This is a genomic window from Streptomyces sp. NPDC057438, assembly GCF_042802995.1.
In the GTDB taxonomy this organism is placed as follows: Bacteria; Actinomycetota; Actinomycetes; order Streptomycetales; family Streptomycetaceae; genus Streptomyces.
On sequence record NZ_JBHVDD010000125.1, the window covers coordinates 1 to 22,019 of the forward strand.

Annotated in this window: 21 protein-coding genes and 1 pseudogene; 12 read left to right on the forward strand and 10 right to left on the reverse strand. The window is 72.0% G+C overall.

Going from position 1 to position 22,019, the window contains the following annotated elements; all coding sequences use genetic code 11:
* Nucleotides 1-131: 131 nt before the first annotated feature.
* Both ACFU5F_RS39085 and ACFU5F_RS39090 read left to right on the forward strand, forming a co-directional pair.
* On the forward strand, nucleotides 132-1,355 hold the full coding sequence (locus ACFU5F_RS39085) for a phosphatidylserine/phosphatidylglycerophosphate/cardiolipin synthase family protein (protein ID WP_383898015.1): 1,224 nt from the start codon (nucleotides 132-134) through the stop codon (nucleotides 1,353-1,355).
* A 59-nt stretch (nucleotides 1,356-1,414) separates the two neighbouring features.
* Nucleotides 1,415-1,840 carry a DUF6003 family protein gene (locus tag ACFU5F_RS39090; protein WP_383898017.1) on the forward strand — a complete coding sequence of 142 codons (426 nt, stop codon included), beginning with the start codon at nucleotides 1,415-1,417 and terminating at the stop codon, nucleotides 1,838-1,840.
* A 428-nt stretch (nucleotides 1,841-2,268) separates the two neighbouring features.
* Here ACFU5F_RS39090 and ACFU5F_RS39095 read toward each other — a convergent pair whose 3' ends face one another.
* Both ACFU5F_RS39095 and ACFU5F_RS39100 read right to left on the reverse strand, forming a co-directional pair.
* Nucleotides 2,269-2,838 (reverse strand): S1 RNA-binding domain-containing protein, encoded by a 570-nt coding sequence (locus ACFU5F_RS39095; RefSeq protein ID WP_383898019.1) that lies wholly within the window; start codon nucleotides 2,836-2,838, stop codon nucleotides 2,269-2,271.
* Between the two features lie 41 nt (nucleotides 2,839-2,879).
* Nucleotides 2,880-3,395 (reverse strand): YceI family protein, encoded by a 516-nt coding sequence (locus ACFU5F_RS39100; protein ID WP_383898021.1) that lies wholly within the window; start codon nucleotides 3,393-3,395, stop codon nucleotides 2,880-2,882.
* 112 nt (nucleotides 3,396-3,507) lie between these two features.
* Between ACFU5F_RS39100 and ACFU5F_RS39105 the strand changes: the two genes are divergently transcribed.
* From ACFU5F_RS39105 to ACFU5F_RS39120, 4 genes are all read left to right on the forward strand, one after another.
* The gene (locus tag ACFU5F_RS39105; RefSeq protein WP_383898023.1) at nucleotides 3,508-4,062 is read left to right on the forward strand and encodes a MarR family winged helix-turn-helix transcriptional regulator; all 555 of its coding nucleotides are present in this window, start codon (nucleotides 3,508-3,510) and stop codon (nucleotides 4,060-4,062) included.
* A gap of 124 nt (nucleotides 4,063-4,186) precedes the next feature.
* Nucleotides 4,187-4,429: a DUF6411 family protein gene (locus ACFU5F_RS39110; RefSeq protein ID WP_383898024.1), complete on the forward strand. Its 243-nt coding sequence runs from the start codon at nucleotides 4,187-4,189 to the stop codon at nucleotides 4,427-4,429.
* Nucleotides 4,430-4,504: 75 nt separating this feature from the next.
* Nucleotides 4,505-5,464: a polyphosphate kinase 2 gene (gene ppk2, locus ACFU5F_RS39115; RefSeq protein WP_383898026.1), complete on the forward strand. Its 960-nt coding sequence runs from the start codon at nucleotides 4,505-4,507 to the stop codon at nucleotides 5,462-5,464.
* A 95-nt stretch (nucleotides 5,465-5,559) separates the two neighbouring features.
* Nucleotides 5,560-6,525, forward strand: a complete 966-nt coding sequence (locus ACFU5F_RS39120) for a YihY/virulence factor BrkB family protein (protein WP_383898028.1) — start codon at nucleotides 5,560-5,562, stop codon at nucleotides 6,523-6,525.
* A gap of 115 nt (nucleotides 6,526-6,640) precedes the next feature.
* On the opposite strand, the gene ACFU5F_RS39125 is transcribed toward ACFU5F_RS39120, so the two are convergent.
* From ACFU5F_RS39125 to ACFU5F_RS39150, 6 genes are all read right to left on the reverse strand, one after another.
* Nucleotides 6,641-7,600 carry a hypothetical protein gene (locus ACFU5F_RS39125; protein ID WP_383898030.1) on the reverse strand — a complete coding sequence of 320 codons (960 nt, stop codon included), beginning with the start codon at nucleotides 7,598-7,600 and terminating at the stop codon, nucleotides 6,641-6,643.
* Nucleotides 7,601-7,610: 10 nt separating this feature from the next.
* Nucleotides 7,611-9,098, reverse strand: a complete 1,488-nt coding sequence (locus ACFU5F_RS39130) for an APC family permease (RefSeq protein ID WP_383898032.1) — start codon at nucleotides 9,096-9,098, stop codon at nucleotides 7,611-7,613.
* Nucleotides 9,099-9,629: 531 nt separating this feature from the next.
* Nucleotides 9,630-10,418, reverse strand: a complete 789-nt coding sequence (locus ACFU5F_RS39135; RefSeq protein ID WP_383898034.1) for an SGNH/GDSL hydrolase family protein — start codon at nucleotides 10,416-10,418, stop codon at nucleotides 9,630-9,632.
* A 10-nt stretch (nucleotides 10,419-10,428) separates the two neighbouring features.
* Complete coding sequence (locus ACFU5F_RS39140) at nucleotides 10,429-11,235, reverse strand: rod shape-determining protein (RefSeq protein ID WP_383898036.1); 807 nt, start codon at nucleotides 11,233-11,235, stop codon at nucleotides 10,429-10,431.
* Nucleotides 11,232-11,612: a TraR/DksA family transcriptional regulator gene (locus tag ACFU5F_RS39145; protein WP_383898038.1), complete on the reverse strand. Its 381-nt coding sequence runs from the start codon at nucleotides 11,610-11,612 to the stop codon at nucleotides 11,232-11,234. The genes ACFU5F_RS39140 and ACFU5F_RS39145 overlap by 4 nt, the downstream gene beginning before the upstream one ends.
* A gap of 46 nt (nucleotides 11,613-11,658) precedes the next feature.
* The gene (locus ACFU5F_RS39150; RefSeq protein WP_383898040.1) at nucleotides 11,659-11,985 is read right to left on the reverse strand and encodes a TraR/DksA family transcriptional regulator; all 327 of its coding nucleotides are present in this window, start codon (nucleotides 11,983-11,985) and stop codon (nucleotides 11,659-11,661) included.
* 293 nt (nucleotides 11,986-12,278) lie between these two features.
* On the opposite strand from ACFU5F_RS39150, the gene ACFU5F_RS39155 reads away from it, so the two are divergent.
* The 5 genes from ACFU5F_RS39155 (at nucleotide 12,279) to ACFU5F_RS39175 (ending at nucleotide 17,654) form a co-directional block, all read left to right on the forward strand.
* The gene (locus ACFU5F_RS39155) at nucleotides 12,279-13,232 is read left to right on the forward strand and encodes a HAMP domain-containing sensor histidine kinase (protein ID WP_383898048.1); all 954 of its coding nucleotides are present in this window, start codon (nucleotides 12,279-12,281) and stop codon (nucleotides 13,230-13,232) included.
* Nucleotides 13,229-13,894, forward strand: a complete 666-nt coding sequence (locus ACFU5F_RS39160) for a response regulator (protein ID WP_383898042.1) — start codon at nucleotides 13,229-13,231, stop codon at nucleotides 13,892-13,894. Before ACFU5F_RS39155 ends, ACFU5F_RS39160 begins: the two co-directional genes overlap by 4 nt.
* Nucleotides 13,895-14,040: 146 nt before the next feature.
* On the forward strand, nucleotides 14,041-14,469 hold the full coding sequence (locus tag ACFU5F_RS39165; protein WP_383898043.1) for a hypothetical protein: 429 nt from the start codon (nucleotides 14,041-14,043) through the stop codon (nucleotides 14,467-14,469).
* 67 nt (nucleotides 14,470-14,536) lie between these two features.
* On the forward strand, nucleotides 14,537-16,780 hold the full coding sequence (secD, locus tag ACFU5F_RS39170; protein ID WP_383898044.1) for a protein translocase subunit SecD: 2,244 nt from the start codon (nucleotides 14,537-14,539) through the stop codon (nucleotides 16,778-16,780).
* Between the two features lie 97 nt (nucleotides 16,781-16,877).
* Nucleotides 16,878-17,654: a maleylpyruvate isomerase family mycothiol-dependent enzyme gene (locus tag ACFU5F_RS39175; RefSeq protein WP_383898050.1), complete on the forward strand. Its 777-nt coding sequence runs from the start codon at nucleotides 16,878-16,880 to the stop codon at nucleotides 17,652-17,654.
* A 109-nt stretch (nucleotides 17,655-17,763) separates the two neighbouring features.
* Here the strand turns inward: ACFU5F_RS39175 and ACFU5F_RS39180 are convergent.
* Together ACFU5F_RS39180 and ACFU5F_RS39185 are read right to left on the reverse strand one after the other, a co-directional pair.
* Nucleotides 17,764-18,822, reverse strand: a pseudogene (locus ACFU5F_RS39180) (endo-1,4-beta-xylanase); the annotation flags it as partial.
* 71 nt (nucleotides 18,823-18,893) lie between these two features.
* Nucleotides 18,894-20,540, reverse strand: a complete 1,647-nt coding sequence (locus ACFU5F_RS39185; protein WP_383898052.1) for a glycoside hydrolase 43 family protein — start codon at nucleotides 20,538-20,540, stop codon at nucleotides 18,894-18,896.
* 523 nt (nucleotides 20,541-21,063) lie between these two features.
* Between ACFU5F_RS39185 and ACFU5F_RS39190 the strand changes: the two genes are divergently transcribed.
* The gene (locus ACFU5F_RS39190; RefSeq protein ID WP_383898046.1) at nucleotides 21,064-21,981 is read left to right on the forward strand and encodes an alpha/beta hydrolase family esterase; all 918 of its coding nucleotides are present in this window, start codon (nucleotides 21,064-21,066) and stop codon (nucleotides 21,979-21,981) included.
* Nucleotides 21,982-22,019: the final 38 nt, after the last annotated feature.

Genomic DNA, 22,019 nt, shown 5'->3' on the forward strand with positions numbered 1-22,019 from the left:
GGCCCGGCCGATCCGACGGCCGGGCCCCACGCGTGCGACCACTGCCTCGCGCCTGCGAGCGCCGCCTCGCGCCCGCGACCTGCCGCCCTTCCGTCCACGTTTCCGCCGCGTTATTCGGGTTAAGGAATGTCATGACCAGTACGCATGAACCGTCCGAGCTGACGTCACATGTCCCCGGACAGCCGGGCACGTCGTCCGTGGAGTACCGGGTCACTCGGATACGCAGGCGCCTGGAGCGCCTGATAGGGGTCGCCGCGACCGAGGGCAACGCGCTCACCGCGCTGCGCAACGGAGACGAGATCTTCGCCGCGATGCTCACCGCCATCCGCCGTGCCGAACACACGGTGGACATGATGACGTTCGTGTACTGGCGGGGAGACATCGCCCGCGAGTTCGCCGAGGCCCTCGCGGAGCGCGCCCGCGCGGGTGTCCGCGTACGGCTGCTGCTGGACGGGTTCGGCAGCCGGCTGATCGAGTCCGAGCAACTGGAGACGATGGAGCGGGCCGGAGTGCAGGTGGCCTGGTTCCGCAAGCCGCTGTACCTCTCCCCGCTCAAGCAGAACCACCGTTGTCACCGCAAGGTCCTCGTCGTCGACGAGGAGATCGCGTTCACCGGCGGGGTGGGCATCGCCCAGGAGTGGTGCGGTGACGCGCGTGACGAGAACGAGTGGCGTGACACGCACGTCGAGGTCCGCGGGCCCGCGGTGGACGGTGTGGCCGCCGCGTTCGCGCAGAACTGGGCCGAGTGCCACGAGGAACTCTTCGACGACCGGGACCGGTTCATCGAGCACCGCCCGCAGGGCGACGCGATCGTCCAGGTGGTGCGCGGTTCGGCCAGCATCGGCTGGCAGGACATGCAGACCCTGATCCGCGTCATGCTGGAGTCCGCCGAGGAGCGCTTCCGCCTGGCCACCGCCTACTTCTCGCCCGACGTGTACTTCGTCGAGCTGCTGTGCGCGGCCGCCCGGCGCGGGGTCCGGGTGGAGATCCTGCTGCCGGGACCGCACACCGACAAGCGGGTCTGCCAGTTGGCCGGCCAGCATCACTACGAGGACCTCATCGCCTGCGGGGTGCGGATCTACCAGTACCAGCCGACGATGATGCACGCCAAGGTCATCACCGTCGACGGCGTCGCCGCGCTGATCGGCTCGACCAACTTCAACCGCCGTTCCCTCGACCACGACGAGGAGATCATGCTCGCCGTCCTCGACGAAGGGTTCACCTGCACCCTCGACGACCACTTCGACGCGGACGTCAAGGTGAGCGAGCCGGTCCGGTCCGGTCGCTGGAAGAGACGTTCCGTCGTGCAGAGAGCCAGGGAGATGGCGGTGCAACCCATCCGCCGTTTCCTGTGACACCGCCCCGCGCCGGGGTAGAGGGATGTCGATCTGGCCCCGTGGAGAGAGAGCCGAGGATGACCGACGACGCCTATCTGTTCCTGCTCGACGACATGTCCGCGCCGCTCGGCGTGGCCCCGGCCGCCGTCGACGGTCTCACCTGCATGGAGACTCCTGCGGTACGCGCCTGGCTGGACGCTCAGGGCAGCGCGCCCAACTCCCCGCACCTGCGCCTGCTGCCACCGGAGGAGACCGCCGCCATTCCCGAGGGTGCGGAGCGGCTGCCCGTCCCGTTGAGCGACGAGGAAGTGAGCCGGGTGCGCCATCAGTTGGCACCCGAACCTCTCGCCCAGATCGAGGAGGAACTGCTCGCCTACCGCGACAGTGCGGACGGCCGCGACGGGCTGATCGCGCGTGCCCTGGCCGCGGGTGTGCCGCCGCACCGCATCGTCGAACTGACCGGCGTGGACCCCGCCACGGTGACGGCCGCGACGAGCGGCTGACGGCGGGCCGTATGTCGCCCACGCCGGATGCCCGGACGACACCGGCGCACACGACAGCCGAACGGGGGTGGGGTGTGCGGGAGTGGGGCCGCGGCGATGCCGGCCGATGGCGCGGACGGTGTGGGCGTCCGGCGCGGCGGGGCCCTGTGCGCTGGAGACCGCGACGGCCGTGCGCCGGGCGGACGGGTGTGCGCGGAGGCCGGCGGTCCGCACCGCGCCCGGCGCACGGCAGGGGAGCGCGGCCGAAGCCGGTCCGACGGGCCTCCTGACCTACCGACCTACCGACCTACCGACCGACCTACCGCCCCGAGCACCGGGCGGCGGCAGTGACCTCCCAGGGCCAGGAGACATCGGCGGCAGGGGCGGGACGTCGTCCCCGTGGACATCACGCCATGGTCGGCCGGCGCGCACGGACCGCCGCCCCCGACTCAGTCTGCGAGACGCCCGGGGCAGCCATCCTCGGCCGACAGAAGCACCCGCCGCGCCTCGATCTCGACGGCGACGATCCGTACCGACACCTCCTGGCCCACGCGGACGGCGTCCGCCAGGTCCGCGGTCGTCCCGGCGGCCCGTACGAGCCCCTCCACGCAGTCGGCCACACCGACGAGGTATCCGATCGGCGCGATCTTCGTGACCGTGCCCGTGACGACCTGGCCGACGAGCTCGGTGAGTCCGGGAAGCAGGTCCTCGTGCTCGGCCCATTCCCGGAGTTCGATGCCCACCTGGTGCTGGTGCTCGGCATGCCAGACCACCTCGCCGGAGACGCACTGCCCCACGAGCGGGAGTTCATGGCACCGCGGCATCCTGTCGATGCGGGCCAGGCCCATCGCCTCGGGGTGGCCGTCGACGGCTACGAAGGCACCGAAGGGCTGTCTGCCGATGACCTCACCGGTGACCGGCGTCCCGACCGGCAGACCGCGGACCGTCGTGGTCCAGGCCGCCGTGCCACCGGCCGGCGTGCGCCGACCGTTCTCGTACGGCCAGGAGTACTCGGACATGAGCCGATCATGACACGCGACGGCGTGGAACCAAGTGGTGGTCAGGCGCCGGCCCGGGCGAAGCGCAGAGTCGCGGAGATCGTCGCCTGGCCGCGCATCATGCCCAGTTGGTTCCAGCTGATGCCGAACTGCTCGCGGTCCACGGTGAATTCGGTCTCCAGCGTGAGCCCCGCGGCGCTCGCCTCCGTCAGGCGCGCGGTCAGGGAGCGCGACCTGCTGATGCCGCGCACGGTGAGCTGACCCACCACCTGCACCGCGTCACCGTCGCGGAGTTCGGCGCTGCGGACCGCGAACGTGATCTCGGGGTGACGCTCGACGTCGAAGAAGTCGGCGGACCGCAGGTGCTCGTCGCGCTTGGCGTTCCTGGTGTCCAGGGAGGCGGCGTCGAAGGTCACCACGCCGACGGCGGAGCCGTCGGGGCGGACCTCGCCCTGTCCCCGGACGGTGCCGAAGGTGCCCTTGACGTTGACGAGGCCCCACATGGTCCTGTGCTGCACGGCGACGGTCGAGGCGGTGGTGTCGAGCTGCCACAGTCCGGTCTCCACGGCGACGGTCATGGTTCTTCTCCAGTCGATGAGGTCGTCCAAATTTGCATGACCGAAGCTAGCCCGTCATTCGAATGTGGACAACCCTCATTCTTCAAAATTGGACAACAGTTACACTTGGCCCATGGCCGACCCCGACGAGCAGCCCGCTCACCTGCCCACATGTCCCTCCGTCGGCGCGGACGGGCCGCTGCCCGCCGAGCTGCACGCCTGGATGCTTCTGCTGGCCGCGACCGGTGCGGTGGAGCAGCGGCTGCGCGCGGTCGTGAAGGAGCGGCTCGGGGTCTCGCACGACGAGTTCCTCATCCTCTGTCTGCTGGCCGCGCACCCCGAGGAGGGGCTGCGGATGACCCGGATCGCGGAACTCCTGGGCCGCCCCAAGACTCGCCTCACCTACCAGATCGCCTGCCTCGGTCACGCCGATCTCGTCACCCGCGAGTCGGTGTGCGGTGACAAACGCGGCATCCAGGTGGCTCTCACCGACAAGGCCCGGCGCCTGCTGAAGGAGGCGTCCGGCTCGCTCGCCCAGACGGTCACCTGCGCTCTGGGCCAGTTCATGGGGCCGGCCCAGCGCGAGGCGCTGAGGGGGCTGCTGCCGGACCTCGTCGACGGGGCGTCCGCCGAGCCGTCGTCCGCCGAGCCGTCGAACGCCGAACCGTCGGGTTCGGTGCCCGCGTGACGTGAACAGGCCCTCCCCTTCCTCCCCGCGGTCATAGAGCCGCGGAAGCGGCCCGCGGCGCGCTCACATGGACGGACGCCGACGGGGAACCCGTACGCTCCCGACCAGCCTAGGGAGACAACTCGTGATCATTGCCGCCGTAGTCGGAGTGTGTGTGGTCCTTGCCGTTCTGGCCTTCTTCGTCCCGCGCCTCTCCCGTCACCCCGAGCGCGGCACGCAGCGTTCGCTCGGTGCCGGGTCGCGGGTGGGCGGCAAGGCGCCCGGCGTCCTGGGCCGGTTGTTCAGCAAGCCGTTCCGGTCGAGTTCCCGCGCCGTGGGCCGGAGCGGCTCGGCGGGCCGCCGTACCCGTGGCCGCATGCCGTTCTGACCTCGGCAGGGTGCGCCGGACGGGGCCGTCCGGCCCCGACCGGAGCGGGCGAGGATCCCATGCGGGAGTGGTGTGATGAACGCTGAAGAAGACGCTGACGAGCTGCTGGACGGCCTGACCGTGGACACCAGCCGACGGGAGCGGCCGGTCCTGCTCGACGGGACCGGCCGCCCCCTCACGACATGGCGTGAGAACCATCCCTACGGGCGCAAGGTCGGCCGTCAGGAGTACGAGCGGCGCAAGCGCGTCCTGCAGATCGAGTTGCTCAAGCTCCAGCGGTGGGTCAAGGACGCGGGCGCGCGGGTGATCGTGGTGTGCGAGGGGCGTGACGCGGCGGGCAAGGGCGGCACGATCCAACGTCTCACCGAGCGGCTCAACCCCCGAGGCGCCAGGGTGGTGGCGCTGGACAAGCCCACCGAACGGGAGACGGGGCAGTGGTACTTCCAGCGGTACATCGCCCACCTGCCGACGGCAGGTGAGATCGTCTTCTTCGACCGGTCCTGGTACAACCGGGCCGGCGTGGAGCGTGTGATGGGCTACTGCTCGAAGGACGAGTACGAACTGTTCCTCGCGCAGTGCCCGGCCTTCGAGCGGATGCTCGTCGACGACGGCTTCCTGCTGTGCAAGTTCTGGTTCTCCGTCTCCCGCGCCGAACAGCGCACCCGTTTCGCCATCCGTCAGGTCGACCCGGTGCGCCAGTGGAAACTGTCGCCCACCGACCTGGCCTCACTGGACCGGTGGGACGACTACACGGAGGCCAAGGTCGACATGTTCCGGGCCACCGACACCGAACAGGCCCCCTGGACCGTCGTCAAGAGCAACGACAAACGCCGCGCCCGGCTGGAGGCCATGCGCAGCCTGCTGTCACGCGTCGACTACGGAAACAAGGACCCCGAGGCGGTCGGCACCCCCGACCCGCTCATCGTCGGCGCCGCCAACACCCTCCTGGAACCCGGCGAGGAGGACACGGCCCTGTCACCGACCCCCCTGTCCCCGCACACCGAAGGGCCCGGCAGCCACCCCGGATCCACCTGAGGGCGAGGACGTCGTCGCCGGCTGTACCGTTCTCCCGGCAGCAGGATCGCGTGCTCGCCCCGGCCGCGGGGAACGAGGGGGAGGAGACGTTCTCGATGGGGACCGTCGTGCACGTTCCGCAGACGCGGGACATGATCGGCGAGGAGCTGTCCGGCGACGAGGCGCTCACGGCACTGCGCCACTACGGAGGCCGCCGGCTGCTCCTCGACGCGTTCGCCCGGTTCCGTTACGCCGACGGCTTCACCAACTCCCGCTCGCTGGCGTTCCAGGTGGTCCTGGGGCTGGTGCCGTTCACCATCGCGCTGGTCGGCGTGGCCACCACCGTGCACACGGAGAGCGTGGGGCGGATCATCGAACTCACCCTGGGCCAGATCGTGCCCGGCGCGAGCGCGAGCCTGGTCGAGGACGCGCTGGACGGCACCGCGCGCACCGCCGGGTCCGGCGTCTGGAACGCCGTCGCGATGTGGGTGGGCCTGGCCTTCGCCGTCCTCAACCTCGCCTCGGCGATGGGACAGGTCGAGCGCGGCGCCAACCGCATCTACGGCATCGAGCGCGACCGGCCGTTCGCGCACAAGTACGGGCGGTCCCTGCTCCTCGCCCTCGCCGCGGGCATGCCGATGGTGCTGGGGTTCCTCGTGCTGGTCGCGGGGGACGCCGTCGGGAACGCAGTGGTGCAGGCGCTCGGCTGGCCCGAGAACCGGCTCGCCTGGCTGCGACCCCTCGAAGTCCCGCTGGGTGTGGGCCTGGCCTGGGTCGCCTCGGCGGTGATCTTCCGCTGGTCCCCGCGCAGGGACCAGCCGGGCTACACCTGGCTCGCGTTCGGCTCGGCGGTCCACCTGGTCCTGTGGATCACGGCCACCTGGCTGCTCGCCCTCTACGTCGCCGAGAGCGGCTCGTTCGGCGCCGTGTACGGACCGCTGACGGCGTTCGTCGCCCTGCTGCTGTGGGCCAACCTGACCGGCGTGGCACTGTTCCTGGGCATCGCCTTCGCCGCTCAGCTCGAAGCGGCCCGGGCGGGCATCACCGAGGCGGTGCGTCCGGACCCCGGCCCGGGGCCGTGAGCCCGGCCCCCGGGTGGACCGGATGCCCCGTAGGCGCGCGCCCGAACCCGGCGGACCGGCGCGGCCACCGGCCGGCCCGGGTCACCTACGGACCTGGCCCCCGGACGCCGGTGCCTCAGCCGCGCGGCAGGAACTCCTTGCGCCACTTGGTGAACTGGCGCGACGGATCGCCGGTGTAGGACCACGGCGTCCGGGTGGCGTGCCGCCCGACGATGTGGAACAGCGATCCGGCGATGTCCGTCAGTCCGGCCGAACAGGCCGCGTGGGTCAGGTAGTTGAGGTCGCGCACCTCGCCGGGAGGAGGGGGACCGTCCGGCCGTCCGGCGATCCAGCGCTGCCAGGTGCGCCGTACGTCGCTGGCGGCGCCGTCGTGGCTCCAGTGCTGCCCGATGCCGACACCGGTCGCACGTACCCCGTTCTGCTCCCGCAGCGTGCGGTACTCCTCGACCCGGGCGTACTGCACGAGCACCGGCAGCGGGGACCCCGGCGGTGCGACACCGGCCGCGTCCCGGGCGAAGTCGTACATCAGGCCGTGCGAGCCGTGCCAGCGTGACGAGTAGTAGTGCAGCACCTGGAGGTGGCCCTCCACGCTGAACGGGTCGCGGTCGTACAACTCGTCCCACCACCGGGCCAGTTCCTGCCGTCGCACCCCGCCGGAGTAGAGCCGGGCCACCGAGATCAGGGAGATCCACGGCGTGGGGTCGTCGGGGCACGCCTCGGCCGCCTCGAAGCAGGCCACCGCCGCGCTGTCGATGCGCCGCGGATCGATGGGGACCCCCCGGCCGGCGGTGATGGCCAGGTTGAAGGCCCGAGCCGTCTCGGTGGCGGCCCGCAGCACCAGGGCGTCGGCACTGCGGGGCTCGGCGGCGAGCCAGGACTCGACCGTGGAACTGCCCGCGCACGCCTGCGCGAGCATCCGGACCCGGTGGCCCCGGGCGACCCACGCCGGGCCGGTCATGCGCAGCAGCTCACGGGGGCCCTGCCAGCGGCCGATGACGATGTCCTGCCGGGCCGACGTCAGCGGAGCGTCACCGCAGTCGGAGTCGAAGTCGGGTGCGAAGCGTTCGCGCGCCATCGGGTCCCTCTCAGAAGTCGGTCGGGAGACCCTCGTGGGCGGAGGAGCGGCCGGCCGCCGCAGCGGCGGCCGCGGCGTCGCCCGACGTGGCCCCCGTCCCGACGGCCTCGGCGGCGTCGAGCGGGGCGGGCCGGTAGTACTCGCTGCCCTTGCGCCAGTACCAGAGCATCGGGATCACGCCGACCGCCAGGCCGCCGAGTCCGATGGCCACGGACGCGCTGCTCAGCTCGCCGAGCGACTCGACGAGCACCCAGAACATGAACAGGGCGCCGAGCAGCGGCCACAGCCCGCCGAAGACGAAGTTCGACACGGACTTCAGCAGCATCCTGCGGTAGGCGACGACCACCGCCAGTCCGGCCAGTCCGTAGTAGACGGCGATCTGCAGACCGATCGCGGAGATGGCGTCGGCCAGGATGTCACCGACCGAGCCGAGCGCGTTGGAGGCGACGAACATCACCAGGGCCACACCGCCGACCACGCTGATCGCCACGTAGGGGGTGTTCCAGGTGCGGTGGACACGGCCGAGGGCCTCGGGCATCGTGCGGTCGCGGCCCATCGCGAACAGGGACCGGGTGACCTGGATGAGGGTGGTCTCCAGCGTCGCGATGGTCGACAGCATCACGGCCACGATGAGCAGCTTGCCGCCCAGCCCCGGCCAGACCTCCTCGCCGAGCACCGCCAGGACGTTGGCGTCGTTCTGCTGGATCTGGGTGTCGGTCAGGAGGACGTTGACCGCGATGGTGAAGACCTCGAACAGCAGGAAGACGATGCCGACGCCGATCAGACCGGCGAGACCGGTGGTGCGGCGGCTGTCACGGGTCTCCTCGCTGAGGTTGCTCGTGACGTCCCAGCCCCAGTAGTAGAAGGCGGCGATCAACGCGCCCGAGGCGAAGCCGCTCACCCCGTCGAACTGGCTGAAGCCCAGCCAGGACCATTCGAAGGACCGGGCGCTGTCGCCGTGCAGCAGCGCGAGCACGGCGAACAGGGCGAGGATGACCAGTTCCACGCCCGACATGAGGAGCTGGGCGCGGACGGTGAGGCGGGCTCCCCCGAGGACCACGAACAGCATGACCAGGAACCAGAAGGCCCCGACCGCGGTGGCCAGCGCCGTGTTGTCGGCCAGGTCCTCGTCGAACAGGGACAGCGTCATCGCGCCGGCGGGCAGGGAGCCGGCCACCATGAAGATGGTCGCGGAGATCACCAGGGCCCAGCCGCTGAGGAACCCCAGGAAGGGGTGCAGGGTGCGCCCCACCCAGGAGTAGCTGGCGCCCGCGTTGACGTCGATGCGGCTGAGGTAGCTGAAGGCCAGGGCGATGCCCAGCATCGGTATCGCGCAGTACAACAGCGCCGCCGGACTCGCGAGGCCCACCGCGCCGACGAGGACGGCGGTGGTCGCCGCGATCGAGTAGGCGGGCGCGCTGCCCGCCACCGCCATGACCACCGTGTCGAACGTGCCGAGGACGTTGGCCTGCAGTCCTCGGCCCCTGGTGCTGCTCATGCGATGTGCTGCCTTCGTGAGGGCACGACCGACGGACGCCACGGGCCGCCGGCGTGGAGGACTGGGGAGGTGGTGCGGCCTCGGGCCCGGAGGGGGAGGTCTTCGGGCCCGGGGCGGGAACGGGGGAGCGCATCGTGCACCGGTAGTCGGCGACCGAATGATCACACCGTGTGTGCGTGTGATGATATCCGCGCTGTTTGAGGGTTCAAGATTGACCGGTGGGTAACGTTCCGAGTTGGCGAAAATTTTCACCCACGCCGGCGACCGGGCACGTGCGGGGCCGCCGTGACGGGTGGGATCCGCTCCGGCGCGACAAGGGCCACCGGACACGGCGGGGTGGCCGGCCGCTCGCCGGAGCCTGGACGGTGGATTCCCCGCCCGGCGGGCTCCGGCACCGTCTCCTGCGAGCCTGGGTCCGGCTCGCGCCCCCGACGGCACCACCCCGTTCGCCGCCGGACGCGGCCTCCCGCCAGGTCGCCGGGCTCACCGGACGTGTGGAGCGGCGGCGGTGCGGATGCCGGGCGGGGGACCTCAGACCGCGTCCGGAAGCTTCACCGGCCCCGGCGACGGCCGCTTCGCCGAGCGGCCGTCGCCCGAGGAACGGCCGCGCAGCCGTCGCCACAACCAGGGCCCGAGGAACTCCACGGCCCACCGCGCCTCGACGCCCACGGCCCGCAGTGCGGGAACCGGCGGCCGGGCTGGCAGCGGCTCCGTCCAGCCGGCGTGGCCGGGCAGACCCAGGGCGTGGGCCATGCCGGAAGCGATTCGCGCATGACCCAGCGGGCTGGCGTGCAGCCGGTCGTCGGCCCACAGGCGCGGATCGGTGGTGACCGGATGCGCGAAGACGTCCAGCACCAGGACACCGTGGCGCTCCGCGGCGGCGCGCAGACGGGTGTTGAGGTCCACCACGCGCGGGAGCACCCGGCGGGCGAGCGGCGAGACCTTGCCCAGGTCCGGGAAGTTCACGGTGGCGACCCGGGCACCCGACGCGGTGAGGCGGGCGAACATCTCCTCGATGTCGGCCGAGACCGACGCCGCGTCGAAGCCGGACCGCACCAGGTCGTTCATCCCGGCCATGACGGTCACGAGGTCCGGCTCCAACTCCAGTGCCGCTCCCAGCTGTTCGGCCCGGATCCGACCCGCCGTCCGGCCGCGGACGGCGAGGTTGGCGTACGTGAGGGCCGGCTGCCCGCCCGCCAGGATCCCGGCCAGCCGGTCGGCCCAGCCCCGGTGCCCGCCCGCCGGATCGGGATCGCCGAGGCCCTCCGTCATGCTGTCGCCGATCGCCACGTAGCGCAGGTAGGGGTGCGGAGCGGTCATGGCCCGAACCCTACCCAGACACCCCGACTCCGGTGCAGGGGTGGTCGTGGGCGGACCGCAGCAGGACGGCGGCCCCGCGGACGGCCGCGGTGTGCGGGCCGGGGACGGTCCGGACAGGCGCGCCCAGCCGCTCGGCCAGCCGGGGGCCGGTACCGGGGCCCAGGGCCCCGCCACCGGCCAGGAGGACGCCTCGGCGCAGTGCCTCGCGGGTGCGGGACGTACGGTCCTGGTCCAGCATGGCCGTCGTCATCGTGCCGACCGCCTCGGTGAGCCGCGCGGCCGGGGTGCGCCGGTCCGTGTCGTCGGTCCCCAGGGTGGTGCGGCGGGCATCGGTCACGGCGCCGTCGTCGAGCAGGACGACATCGGTGACCTGGGCGCCGATGTCGACCACCAGCAGGGGCCGGGTCAGGTCGGCGTCCGCGGCGACGGCCACGGCGCGTGCGGCGGGAACGGTCAGGACCGTGTGCGGCCGCAGGACCTCGGCCGCGGCCCGGGCCTCGGCGCGGAAGGCCACACCCCCGAGGGCGGGTGTGGTGAGGATGAGCAGGGGGTGGGCCGAGCGGGGCAGCCGATGGGCGAGCAGCCGGTCGAGCAGCGTCGCGGCCGCGGCGGTGTCGACGACGGCACCGCGCCGCACGGGACGGACGACCCCGTCGCCGAAGGCCACCGTGGGTACGTCGAAGAGCGGCTTTCCGTCGCAACCCCAGGCACGCGTACGGTCGCTGCCCAGGTCGAGGGCGATGCCGAGGCACTGCCGGCACCGGGGCCACGGCCGGTGCCGGGGCCCGGGGGAGCGGGGCCGGCGGAACGTGGTCACCGGCCCGCCTCCCTGAGGTGCTGGCAGCGGCCGCAGGAGCGGGCCTGCGGCACGATCGTCAGACGCTCGCGGTCGATGGGCCCGCGGCACAGGTGGCAGCTGCCGTAGCGGCCCTGGTCCATGCGCTCCAGGGCCGCCTCGACGTCGGCGAGGACCATGCGGGCCGACGCGGCGAGCTGGACGCGTACCTCGGTCTGGGAGGCGGCCCGCCGGTCGAGCAGCGCCTCGGCGCGTGGCACGGCCGTGGCCGTGAGCTGCTGGATCTGTTCGCGGCGGAACAGGCGCTGCTCGTTCAGGCTGTCGCGCAGCGCGGCGAGGTCCGCGGCCGACAGGGCCGTGTCGCGTTCGCGTTCGCCGATGGTCTGCTGGTTCACCACTTACCCCTCGGGCTGTCAGGGAGACGGAGTCACCGGGCGGCGGTCGTCAGACCGCGTCTTGCCGGCAGGGGACGCAGAACCGCGTGTAGGGCAGGATCTCCAGACGCTCTACCGGAATGGGCTTCGAGCAGCCCAGGCAGGTGCCGTAGGTACGGTCCTGGACGCGGGCGAAGGCGGCGTCGATCTCCTTGAGGACGCGCTCGATCGTGTCCCGTTGTCCCGGCATCAGCTGCTCCTCCGCTTCGCGTCCGGCCTCGGCGAGGGCCCGCAGCTGTGTCAGGCGGGTGTCGCGTTCGTGGGCGAGGCGCTGCCGGGCCTCGGGCGCGGACAGCCGTCCGGGCCGGGACTCGGTCCGGGGCGTATCGAGTGACATGGCGGGTCCTGTCTTCCGCACGGTGGACGGGGGTACGACCTCACCGTGGCCGATGCGCCGCGCGAAGCCCATCGGGCGCAATACCCATTCACCGCCGCACGGGGTCTACCGTGGCGTGGGCCGGTCGGCGGCGGAAATGGGCATCGGGCCCCATCGACGCGACCGCCCGGGTACGGGCAGGCTTGCGGGGAGACCGGCCCGCGGCGGCGGGACACGGCACACGGGCCGGGCCGCGCGCCCGCCACGAGGACGACACGGCCCGTGTCACCGGCAGGAAGGAAGGCGTCGTCGCGGTGTCCCTGTTCTGGCGGATCTTCGCCCTCAACGCCGTGGTGCTGGGGACCGCGACCGCACTGCTGCTGTGGGCTCCGGTGACCGTGTCCGTGCCGGTGGTGCTGACCGAGGCGATCATCCTCGTGGCCGGCCTGGGCGTCATGCTGATCGCCAACGCCGCCCTGCTGAGCATCGGGCTCGCCCCCCTGGACCGGCTGACGAGACTCATGACCACGGTCGACCTCCTGCGGCCCGGCCAGCGGCTGCCGGAGCGCGGCCGCGGCGAGACCGCCGAGCTGGTCAGCACCTTCAACGCCATGCTGGACCGGCTCGAACACGAGCGGGCGTCGAGCAGCGCCCGCGCGCTGCTCGCGCAGGAGGACGAACGCCGCCGTATCGCCCAGGAACTGCACGACGAGGTGGGCCAGAGCATGACCGCCGTCCTGCTGGGGCTGAAACGGGCGGCCGACGACGCGGACGAACCCCTGAGCGGCGAGCTGCACCAGGCGCAGGAGATCACCCGCGAGAGCCTCGACGAGGTCCGCCGCCTGGTGCGCCGACTGCGGCCGGGTGTCCTGGAGGATCTCGGCCTGGTCAGTGCCCTGACCTCGCTGACCACCGAGTTCGCCACCCACACCGGGCTGCGCGTCGTCCGTCGCTTCGGCACGGGCCTGCCCGAACTGGACCAGGCGACCGAGCTGGTGCTGTACCGGGTCGCGCAGGAGGCCCTGACCAACGCGGCCCGGCACGCCGACGCCGGCCGGGTCGAGGTCAGCCTGAGCCCGGGTGACGGCGTGGTCGTCCTGGCCGTCACGGACGACGGCCGGGGAGCGGGCGTGGCCCGGGAAGGGGCGGGGATCCGCGGGATGCGCGAGCGGGCCCTGCTCATCGGGGCCGCGCTGGACGTCGCCTCCCGACCGGCCACCGGTACGCACGTCCGCCTGACCGTACCCGTCCCCAGGAAGCAGCCATGACCCCGACCGACCCGACCGAGATCCGCATCCTCCTCGCCGACGACCACGCGCTCGTACGGCGCGGTGTGCGGCTCATCCTCGACGGCGAGCCGGACCTCCGGGTCGTCGCCGAGGCCGGGGACGGCGCGGAGGCCATCGCCCAGGCCCGCACGCACGAGGTCGACCTCGCGGTGCTGGACATCGCCATGCCCCGGATGACGGGTCTGCAGGCCGCCCGGGAACTGATCGCGCTGAAGCCGGACCTGCGCGTGCTGATGCTGACCATGCACGACAACGAGCAGTACTTCTTCCAGGCGCTGAAGGCGGGTGCCAGCGGATACGTGCTGAAGTCGGTCGCCGACCGCGACCTGGTCGCCGCCTGCCGGGCCGCCATGCGGGACGAGCCCTTCCTCTACCCGGGGGCGGTCACCGCGCTCGTGCGCAACTATCTCGACCGGGTGCGCCACGGGGAGGAACCGCCCGACCAGGTGGTGACCCCCCGGGAGGAGGAGGTTCTCAAGCTCGTCGCCGAGGGGCACTCCTCCAAAGAGATCGCCGAACTGCTTTTCATCAGCATCAAGACGGTTCACCGGCACCGCGCGAACCTGCTGCACAAACTCGGCCTGCGCGACCGTCTGGAACTCACCCGCTACGCCATCCGCGCCGGTCTCATCGAACCCTGACACCGCCTGCGGGATCGAGCCCTGACACCGCCCGCGGGCACGCGTGTTCGCCCGTCGCGCACGCGCCCGGAACTTCCGGGCCGGGCAGGCGCGTTGGCACTGACGAAGCACTTACATCAGGCACCGGAACGGGGAGGGGACGGCGCATGGCACGCGGCTCGTCCACCGCCCCTCGCGGGAGCGGCCTCGGCCCGGCAGCGGCGCTCGCCGTCCTGTTCGCCGTCCTCACCGGCCTGTTCCTGCCGCCCTCGTACGGTGGTGCCGAGCACCCTCCCTCCTCCCGCGTGGCCTCGGTCGTCGAGGGCCGTGCCGCGTCGGCCTTCGCGTTCGCGCGGGCCGACAGCGGGACACCGGCGGACGACGGGCATGGCGCCGCCCTGCTCCGCGGCTCCCGCGATGTTCCCGCGGAGCGGCTGTCGCCCCCGCACACGGCCGTTCTCGCCGCACCGCGCGAAACGGTCGGCCCGCCTCGGCGCGGACCCACGACCTCCCCTGCCGCGGCCGCCCCGCCGGCCTCGCCCCCTCCGACGGGCCGTCACCTGGGGCGGGCACCGCCTCCTCCACCAGGCACCTGAGCTTCCTTTCTCCTTTTCCGTCGACCGCGGCCGTGTCCGGCCGCGGTGTGCCTGCCGGAGGCCCCTCTTGACCCGCGCCCCGCGCGTCCGAGGGCTGCTCGCCCTCGCCGCCGTCGCCCTGTCCCTGTACATCGCCCTCACCACACCCGTCCATCTCGGACTCGATCTGCGGGGCGGCACCCAGATCGTGCTGGAGACCCGCCCGAGCGCCACCACCGCCGCCGACGGCGAGGCCACCGACCGCACCCTGGAGGTGCTGCGCGGCCGCATCGACGCCCTGGGCGTCGCCGAACCCACCCTCGCGCGCTCCGGCGACAACCGGATCGTCGTCGAACTCCCCGGAGTTCAGGACCCGGCCGAGGCCGCCGACGTCCTCGGCCGCACCGCCCAGCTCACCTTCCACCAGGTCCTCGGCACGACCACCGCCGACGCCGCGGACAAGGCCACGGACAAGGCCGAGGACAGCGGCAAGGGCACGGACCGAAGGGTCCTGGCCGACGAGTCCGGGCAGCTGCTGCGTCTGGAAGAGGCCGCGCTGACCGGCCAGGACGTCGAGGAAGCCACCGCCCGGCTCGACCAGCAGACCGGCACTGGATGGCACGTGACCGTCGACTTCGAGGGAGCCGGCCGTGACGGCTGGGCCCGCCTGACCGGCCGGGCCGCCTGCGCCCCGGCGGGGGACCCGGCCCGCCGCGTCGCCATCGTCCTCGACGACAAGATCATCACTTCGCCCCAGATCGATCCCTCGGTCGGCTGCGACGCCGGGATCAGCGGTGGCTCCACACAGATCACCGGCTCCTTCGACGCCGACGAGGCCAAGGAACTCGCTCTGCTCATCAACGGCGGAGCACTGCCCGTCCCGGTGGAGAACGTCGAGCAGCGCACCGTCGGCCCCACCCTCGGCGCCGAGGCCATCAGGGCCAGCGTCTGGGCCGCCGCGGTGGGCACCACCCTCACCGCGCTGTTCATCATCGCCGTCTACCGGCTCATGGGCGTCCTCGCCACCGTGGCGCTGGTCTGCTACGGCCTGATCTCGTACGCCACCCTCGCCGCCCTGGGCGCCACCCTCACCCTCCCCGGCCTCGCCGGTTTCGTCCTGGCCATCGGCATGGCGGTCGACGCCAACGTCCTGGTCCTCGAACGGGCCCGGGAGGAGCACGCCTCCCAGCGGCGGCCCAGTCCACGATCGGCCCTGACAGCGGGATTCCGGGGCGCCTTCAGCGCGATCACCGACTCCAACGTCACCACCCTCATCGCCGCCGGCCTGCTGTTCTTCCTCGCCTCCGGACCCGTGCGCGGCTTCGGTGTCACCCTGGGCATCGGCGTCCTCGCCTCCATGTTCAGCGCCCTGGTGATCACCCGTGTGCTCGCCGACCACGCGGCCTCCCGGCCCTCGGTCCGCCGTCGCCCGCGCCTGACGGGCATCGCCCGGACCGGCGCCGTACGGGACCGCCTGACGCGCACACCGCCGCAGTTGATGCGCCGGCCCCGGCGGTGGCTGGCCGTCTCCGCCGTGGTCCTGGCCGTCGCGGTTGCCGGCATCGGCGTACGGGGCCTGGACTTCGGGATCGAGTTCACCGGCGGCCGCCTCGTCGAGTACACCACCGCCGGCCCGGTCGACCCCGACCGGGCGCGGGCCGCTCTCGCCGACGCCGGATTCCCCCGGGCCGTCGTCCAGACCTCCGGCGACAGCGGACTCACCGTCCGCACCGACCGGCTGAGCGAGGCGCAGGCGGCCACCGTCACCGACACCATCGGCACGCTGACCGACCACGCCGACAAGGTCCGTGACGAGGCCATCGGCCCCAGCCTCGGCAAGGAGCTGCGCAACGGCGCCCTGATCGCCCTCGTCGTCGCCCTCGGCGCCCAGCTCCTCTACCTCGCGGCCCGTTTCCGCTGGCTGTTCGGCACCTCCGCCGTCGCCGCCCTCGCCCACGACGTGGTGATCCTCGTCGGTGTCTTCGCCTGGCTGGGCAAGCCCGTGGACGGCGTCTTCCTCGCTGCGCTGCTCACCGTCATCGGCTACTCGGTCAACGACTCCGTCGTCGTCTTCGACCGGGTCAGGGACCTGAGCCGCCTCGACCGCACCTCCCCCTTCGCGGCCGTCGCCAACCGGGCTCTGCTGCAGACCCTGCCCCGCACCGTCAACACCGGTATGGGCGCCGCCTTCATCCTCACCGCTCTGGCGGTCCTCGGCGGCGACTCCCTCACCGACTTCGCCCTCGCCCTGCTCATCGGCCTCGCCGTGGGCACGTACTCCTCCATGTTCACCGCGACCCCCCTCGCCATCGAACTCCACGGCCGCCGCTGAGGCGTCGGGCGCGCGGCCGCTGCCGCGCGCCCGGTGAGGCGGCCGTGAAAACCGCTGTCCGGGCGGCGGAGCACGGTGATAGACAGTCGTAGTGACAATGACTGTGGCCGTGCCCCCGGAGTTCCCCGTACTGCTGCGGCTGATCGAGGAGCGCTCCGCCGCGTTCCGGGCCGCGGTCGCCGCCGCTCCCGATCTCGCGGCGCGGGTGCCGACCTGCCCCGAGTGGACGCTGCGGGATCTGGTACGGCACCTCGGCTCGGTGCACCGCTTCTGGGCCGCCACCGTCGCCGCCGGCCCGGCCGACGCCCCCTTGCCCGAGACCGCCCCGGACGCGCCCCGGGAACGTACGGCCCTGCTGGCCTGGTCGGCCGAGTCCACCGGACAACTGCTGGACGCCCTGCGGGAGTCCGGCCCGGACCGCGGCTGCTGGACCTGGTGGGGCACGTCGCAGTCACCGCGGACCAGCGGCGCGGTCGCCCGGCACCAGGTCCAGGAGGCCGTGGTGCACACCTACGACGCCCAGATCACCACCGGGACCGGGCAGCCGCTGCCGGACGAGGCCGCCCTCGACGGTGTCGACGAGTTCCTGACCACCTGCTGCGCCGGGACGGCCCCCTGGCCCCACGAGCCCGCCGCCCTCGACTGCCACGCCACCGAGGGCCACTCCTGGCGCCTCACCCTCTCCGCCGACGGAACACGGGCCACCCGCCTGACCGCCCCCGGCACGACGCCCGCCGACGCCTCCCTGCGAGGCACGGCGGGCGAGCTGGTCCTGGCCCTGTACGGCCGCATCCCGGTGGACTCCCTGAAGTCCGACGGCGACCGCCGTCTCTTCGACCTGCTCCTGGCCTGGGACCCGGAGGAGGACGAGTAGCCGCGCGCCCACCGTGTGAACGTCCTGGGCGACGCCTGGAGGGACACAGGCCCCCGGGGGTGAGCCAGGGGCCTGCGTCCGGTTCAGGGGGTGGGGCCGACCCGCATCACGCGAGCGAGCCGCCCATCGCGGTGAGCGCCGACTGGTAGGCCGGCTTCTTGTTGCCGTTGCGGTCGAACAGCAACGGGTTCTCCCCGCTGCGCCAGGAGTCGCTGTCACGGATGCCCCAGACGGTGATGCCGGTGCAGCGTGGCACCTCCATGCACGCCCGGACCGTGTTCGCGTACGCGGACCCCGGCGCCTGCGCGATGTCCAGCTCGGTGATCTGTACGTCCACACCGAGCGCGGCGAAGTTCGCCAGCGTCGTCCGGAAGCTGCCGGGGGGACCGCCGGCGCCGAAGTGCGCCTGCAGTCCGACGCAGTCGATGGGCACGCCCCGCGACTTGAAGTCGCGGACCATGCGGTAGACGCCCTGGGTCTTGGCGGCGTTCCAGTCCTCGATGTTGTAGTCGTTGTAGCAGAGCTTGGCCCCGGGGTCGGCCGTACGGGCGGTGCGGAACGCCTGCTCGATGAAGCCGGTGCCCAGCACGTCCCGGAAGACCGAGCTGCGCATCTGGCCGCTGTTGCCGTCGGCGAAGGCCTCGTTGACCACGTCCCAGGAATGGATGCGGCCCTTGTAGTGGTTCATCACGGTGCTGATGTGGTTGTTCATCACGCCGCGCAACGTGTTCGCGTCCCTGATGGACTTGACCCAGTCGGGGAGCTGCTGGTGCCACACCAGCGTGTGACCGCGCACGCGCTGGCCTCGGGAGACCGCACGGTTCATGATCTGGTCCCCGGCCCCGAAGGTGAACTGGCCCCGGGACCGCTCGGTCGCGTCCCACTTCATCTCGTTCTCGGCCGTGACCGAGTTGAACTCCCGGTCCAGGATGCCGGTGTACCGGCTGTCCCCCAGCCGTCCGGCTGCCACGGCGGTCCCGAAGTACCGTCCGGACTGGGCGGCCTGAGCACCCAGGGTGGACGCCTTCACCGCCTTCTGCGAGCCGGTCGCGGGGCCGGGACCCCCCTCCGGCGCGCCGTTCGCGATGCCGGGCGTCACGAGGGCCATGAGCGCTGCCAGGCCCAGTACCGACGCCCGGCGTCGGCCGAGCCGTATCCACTGGTTCATCGTTCTCCTCGTACGGTCGGGTGCGGGTGATGGCGAAGCGGGTGCGGCGCTTTCGGTGGTGCGGACGGTCTTCAGGGGGTGGACACCTCGAACCGGGTGACGCGGACGGAGCCGCCGAGTGCCCGGGTGGCGTGGTTGAAGAGGGCGAACCGGTAGCCCATGAAGAAGCGCCAGTCGTTGCCCATGGAGAAGGCGGGGCCGAGGCGGGTGAAGCGGGTGCCGTCGGTGCTGTAGGAGAAGGTGCCGGGCCGGGACGACCCGGGGCGGATGTCGGCGTTCGCCCGCAGCCAGAGACGTCCGCCCGGCACGTTCGTGCTCGCCCGCTCGACTCCGGTGCCGGTGGTGTTCCAGCTGCCGTCCATGGTCAGCCCGTCGACCATGACCAGCCGGGTGACGCCGCCGTCGCGTTTGAGCCCGATCCACGCGGAGGAGTCACGCAGCAGCGCGAGTCCGGCCCGGTCGCCGTCGCGCATGGCCGAGGGGTCGAGCTGGACGGTGGCGGTGGAGGTGGGGCCCTGGATGCGGTGGGTGAGGGTGTTGCGGGCCCAGTACAGGTCGTTGGTGACGGTCGCGGTGCCCAGCGTCAGGCCGTTGTTCACCGACCACTTGGTGTTGTCCGGGTTGTGGTTCCACTCCCACCTCGGTTTGAGGGTCGTCCCGTCGAAGGTGTCGACGCCGATCATGGGGGTCACCGGGCGGGGTGGGGCGGGTACGGCCGGGGCGGGATACGAGGCGCCCCAGGCGCCGTTCACGAGTTGCACCACGGGCCAGCCGTCCGAGGTCCAGGTGACCGGCGCCAGAGCGGGCACCCGGCCGCCGGGGTACGCGTCCACGAACGCCAGGTAGTACCAGGCGCCGCTCTGTGTCTGCACCAGGCCGCCCTGGTGCGGGACACCGCCGCCGGGGATCGGCCCTCGCAGGTCGAGCAGGACCTGCCGCATCGTGTACGGACCGAAGGGGCCGCTCGACGACTTCAGGATGTACTGGCCGTTCGCGGGACGGGTCAGGAAGATGTAGTACTGCCCGTTGATCCGGTAGAAGCGGGAGCCCTCCAGGGTGCCGACACTCGACGGTGTGGTGAACACCTGCTGGGTGCGGACCTGGGTACGGCCGTCCGGTGAGAGCTGGGCGACGCTGATGGTGGAGTTGCCGTACGCCACGTACAGGGTGTCGTCGGTGTCGACGAGCACCCCGGCGTCGTAGTAGGGCGTGTTGATGGTGGTGAGCCTGTTCCACGGCCCCTCGACGGCGGTGGCGGTGTAGACGTACGTCCTGGCGAAGTCGATCTGGCCGAGCCAGTAGAAGGTCCCGTTGCTCGGGCGATGGGCCAGCGACGACGCCCAGATGCCCCGGACATAGCCGCGCCCGCCGTTCAGGTCGTACTTGGCGCCGAAGTCGAGGGTGGGTACCGCGTGACCGGCGATCTCCCAGTTCACCAGGTCGTACGAGCGCAGGACGGGTGCTCCCGGGGAGTAGTGCATCGTGGAGGCCGAGGCGTAGTAGGTGTTGCCGACGCGGATGATGTCGATGTCCGCGAAGTCCTGCCAGACGACCGGATTCGTGAGGTTCGCGGCAGCCGTGACCGATGGTCCCTGTTCCGGACCGGGGGCCGCGACTGCTCGTGACGCTCCGGTCAGGGGGAGCAGGGTGCCCGTCACCAGACCGGTGGCCGCGGCCAGCGTGCGACGGCGATCCCAGAATTGATCAGGGCATGACATGTCCATGTCGTTCTCCTCGCGCGGCCGGGCCGTCGTGGGGGCGGGTGTGGGGCCGGGTGCTGTGCCGACGTGCGTCGTGGAGCGTGCGGTGGCTCGTCGAGGAGGGCATCCCGTGGCCGGGCCTGCCTCTGCCTCGTTCGTGATGTCGTACATCGATCGGCACGTCGAGCACTTTGGATGATAGGAGGCCAGCGAACCCCGTCAATACCTCTCGCATGATTCGGAGGTCGTGGCGAAACATTTCGTTGGATCCGTGCATCGGAATGGGCCGCTGCCGGGACGCCCGTAGGCTCGCCTGCCTGGTCCTGGCCTGCGTCGTCGGATCCCGCGTTCGTGGGGTGCCGAGGCAACGCACCGTATTGACATGTTCGACCGCCTCTCTATAGTCCCGGACTACCTGATGCCCGTAGGCATTCGATCGTGGACGTGGCCGAATCTTGCGTTCCCTCGCACTGTCAGGTGCACGACATTCATGGGGATCGGTTTGCCGGATGCAGCCGGAGATCGCCGGAGAAGGAGTCACATGATCACGAGGACCAGAACACGCCTGTGGCCCGCCGTCGTCGCCTCGCTCGTGCTGACCCTGGTCGGTACCACGGTCGCGGCCTCGGGCACGGCCGCGGCCTCCGTACGCGCCCCCGCCGCCTCGACCGCCGGCTGCGGCAAGGCGCCCGCGCTGGCGAGCGGGACGCACACGATCCAGAGCGGCGGCAAGAACCGCAGCTTCATCCTGCGGGTCCCGGACGGATACGACCGCAACCGCCCCTACCGGCTGGTCTTCGGGTTCCACTGGCTGGGCGGCACCTCCACCGACGTCTCCACGGGCCGCACCGTGGAATCGGGCACCTGGGCCTACTACGGGCTCCAGCGGCTGGCCAACAACAGCGCCGTCTTCGTCGCGCCCCAGGGTCTCAACAACGGCTGGGGCAACGCCGGCGGCGAGGACGTCACCTTCGTGGACAACATGATCCGGCGGATCGACGCCGCCCTGTGCATCGACACCACCCAGCGCTTCGCCCTGGGATTCAGTTACGGCGCCGCCATGTCGTACGCGCTCGCCTGCTCGCGGGCCACGGTCTTCCGCGCGGTCGCGGTCCAGAGCGGCGGCCAGCTCAGCGGATGCAGCGGCGGTACGCAGCCCATCGCCTACCTCGGCGTGCACGGCCTGCGGGACAACGTCCTCGGCATCTCCGGAGGCCGTGCGATGCGGGACCGGTTCGTCAGGAACAACGGCTGCACACCCCAGAATCCGCCCGAGCCGGCGCAGGGCAGCCTGACGCACCGGGTCACCACGTACTCCGGGTGCGCGGCCGGACGGCCGGTCGCGTGGGCGGCGTTCGACGAAGGACACATCGCGGCGCCCCAGGACCGGGCCCCCGGTGACAGCGGATCCAGGACCTGGCTGCCGGCCGAGGTGTGGGGGTTCTTCAACCGGGTGTAGGACCACGGGGCTCCCAGGCAGGGCGGGCTGTGCACCCC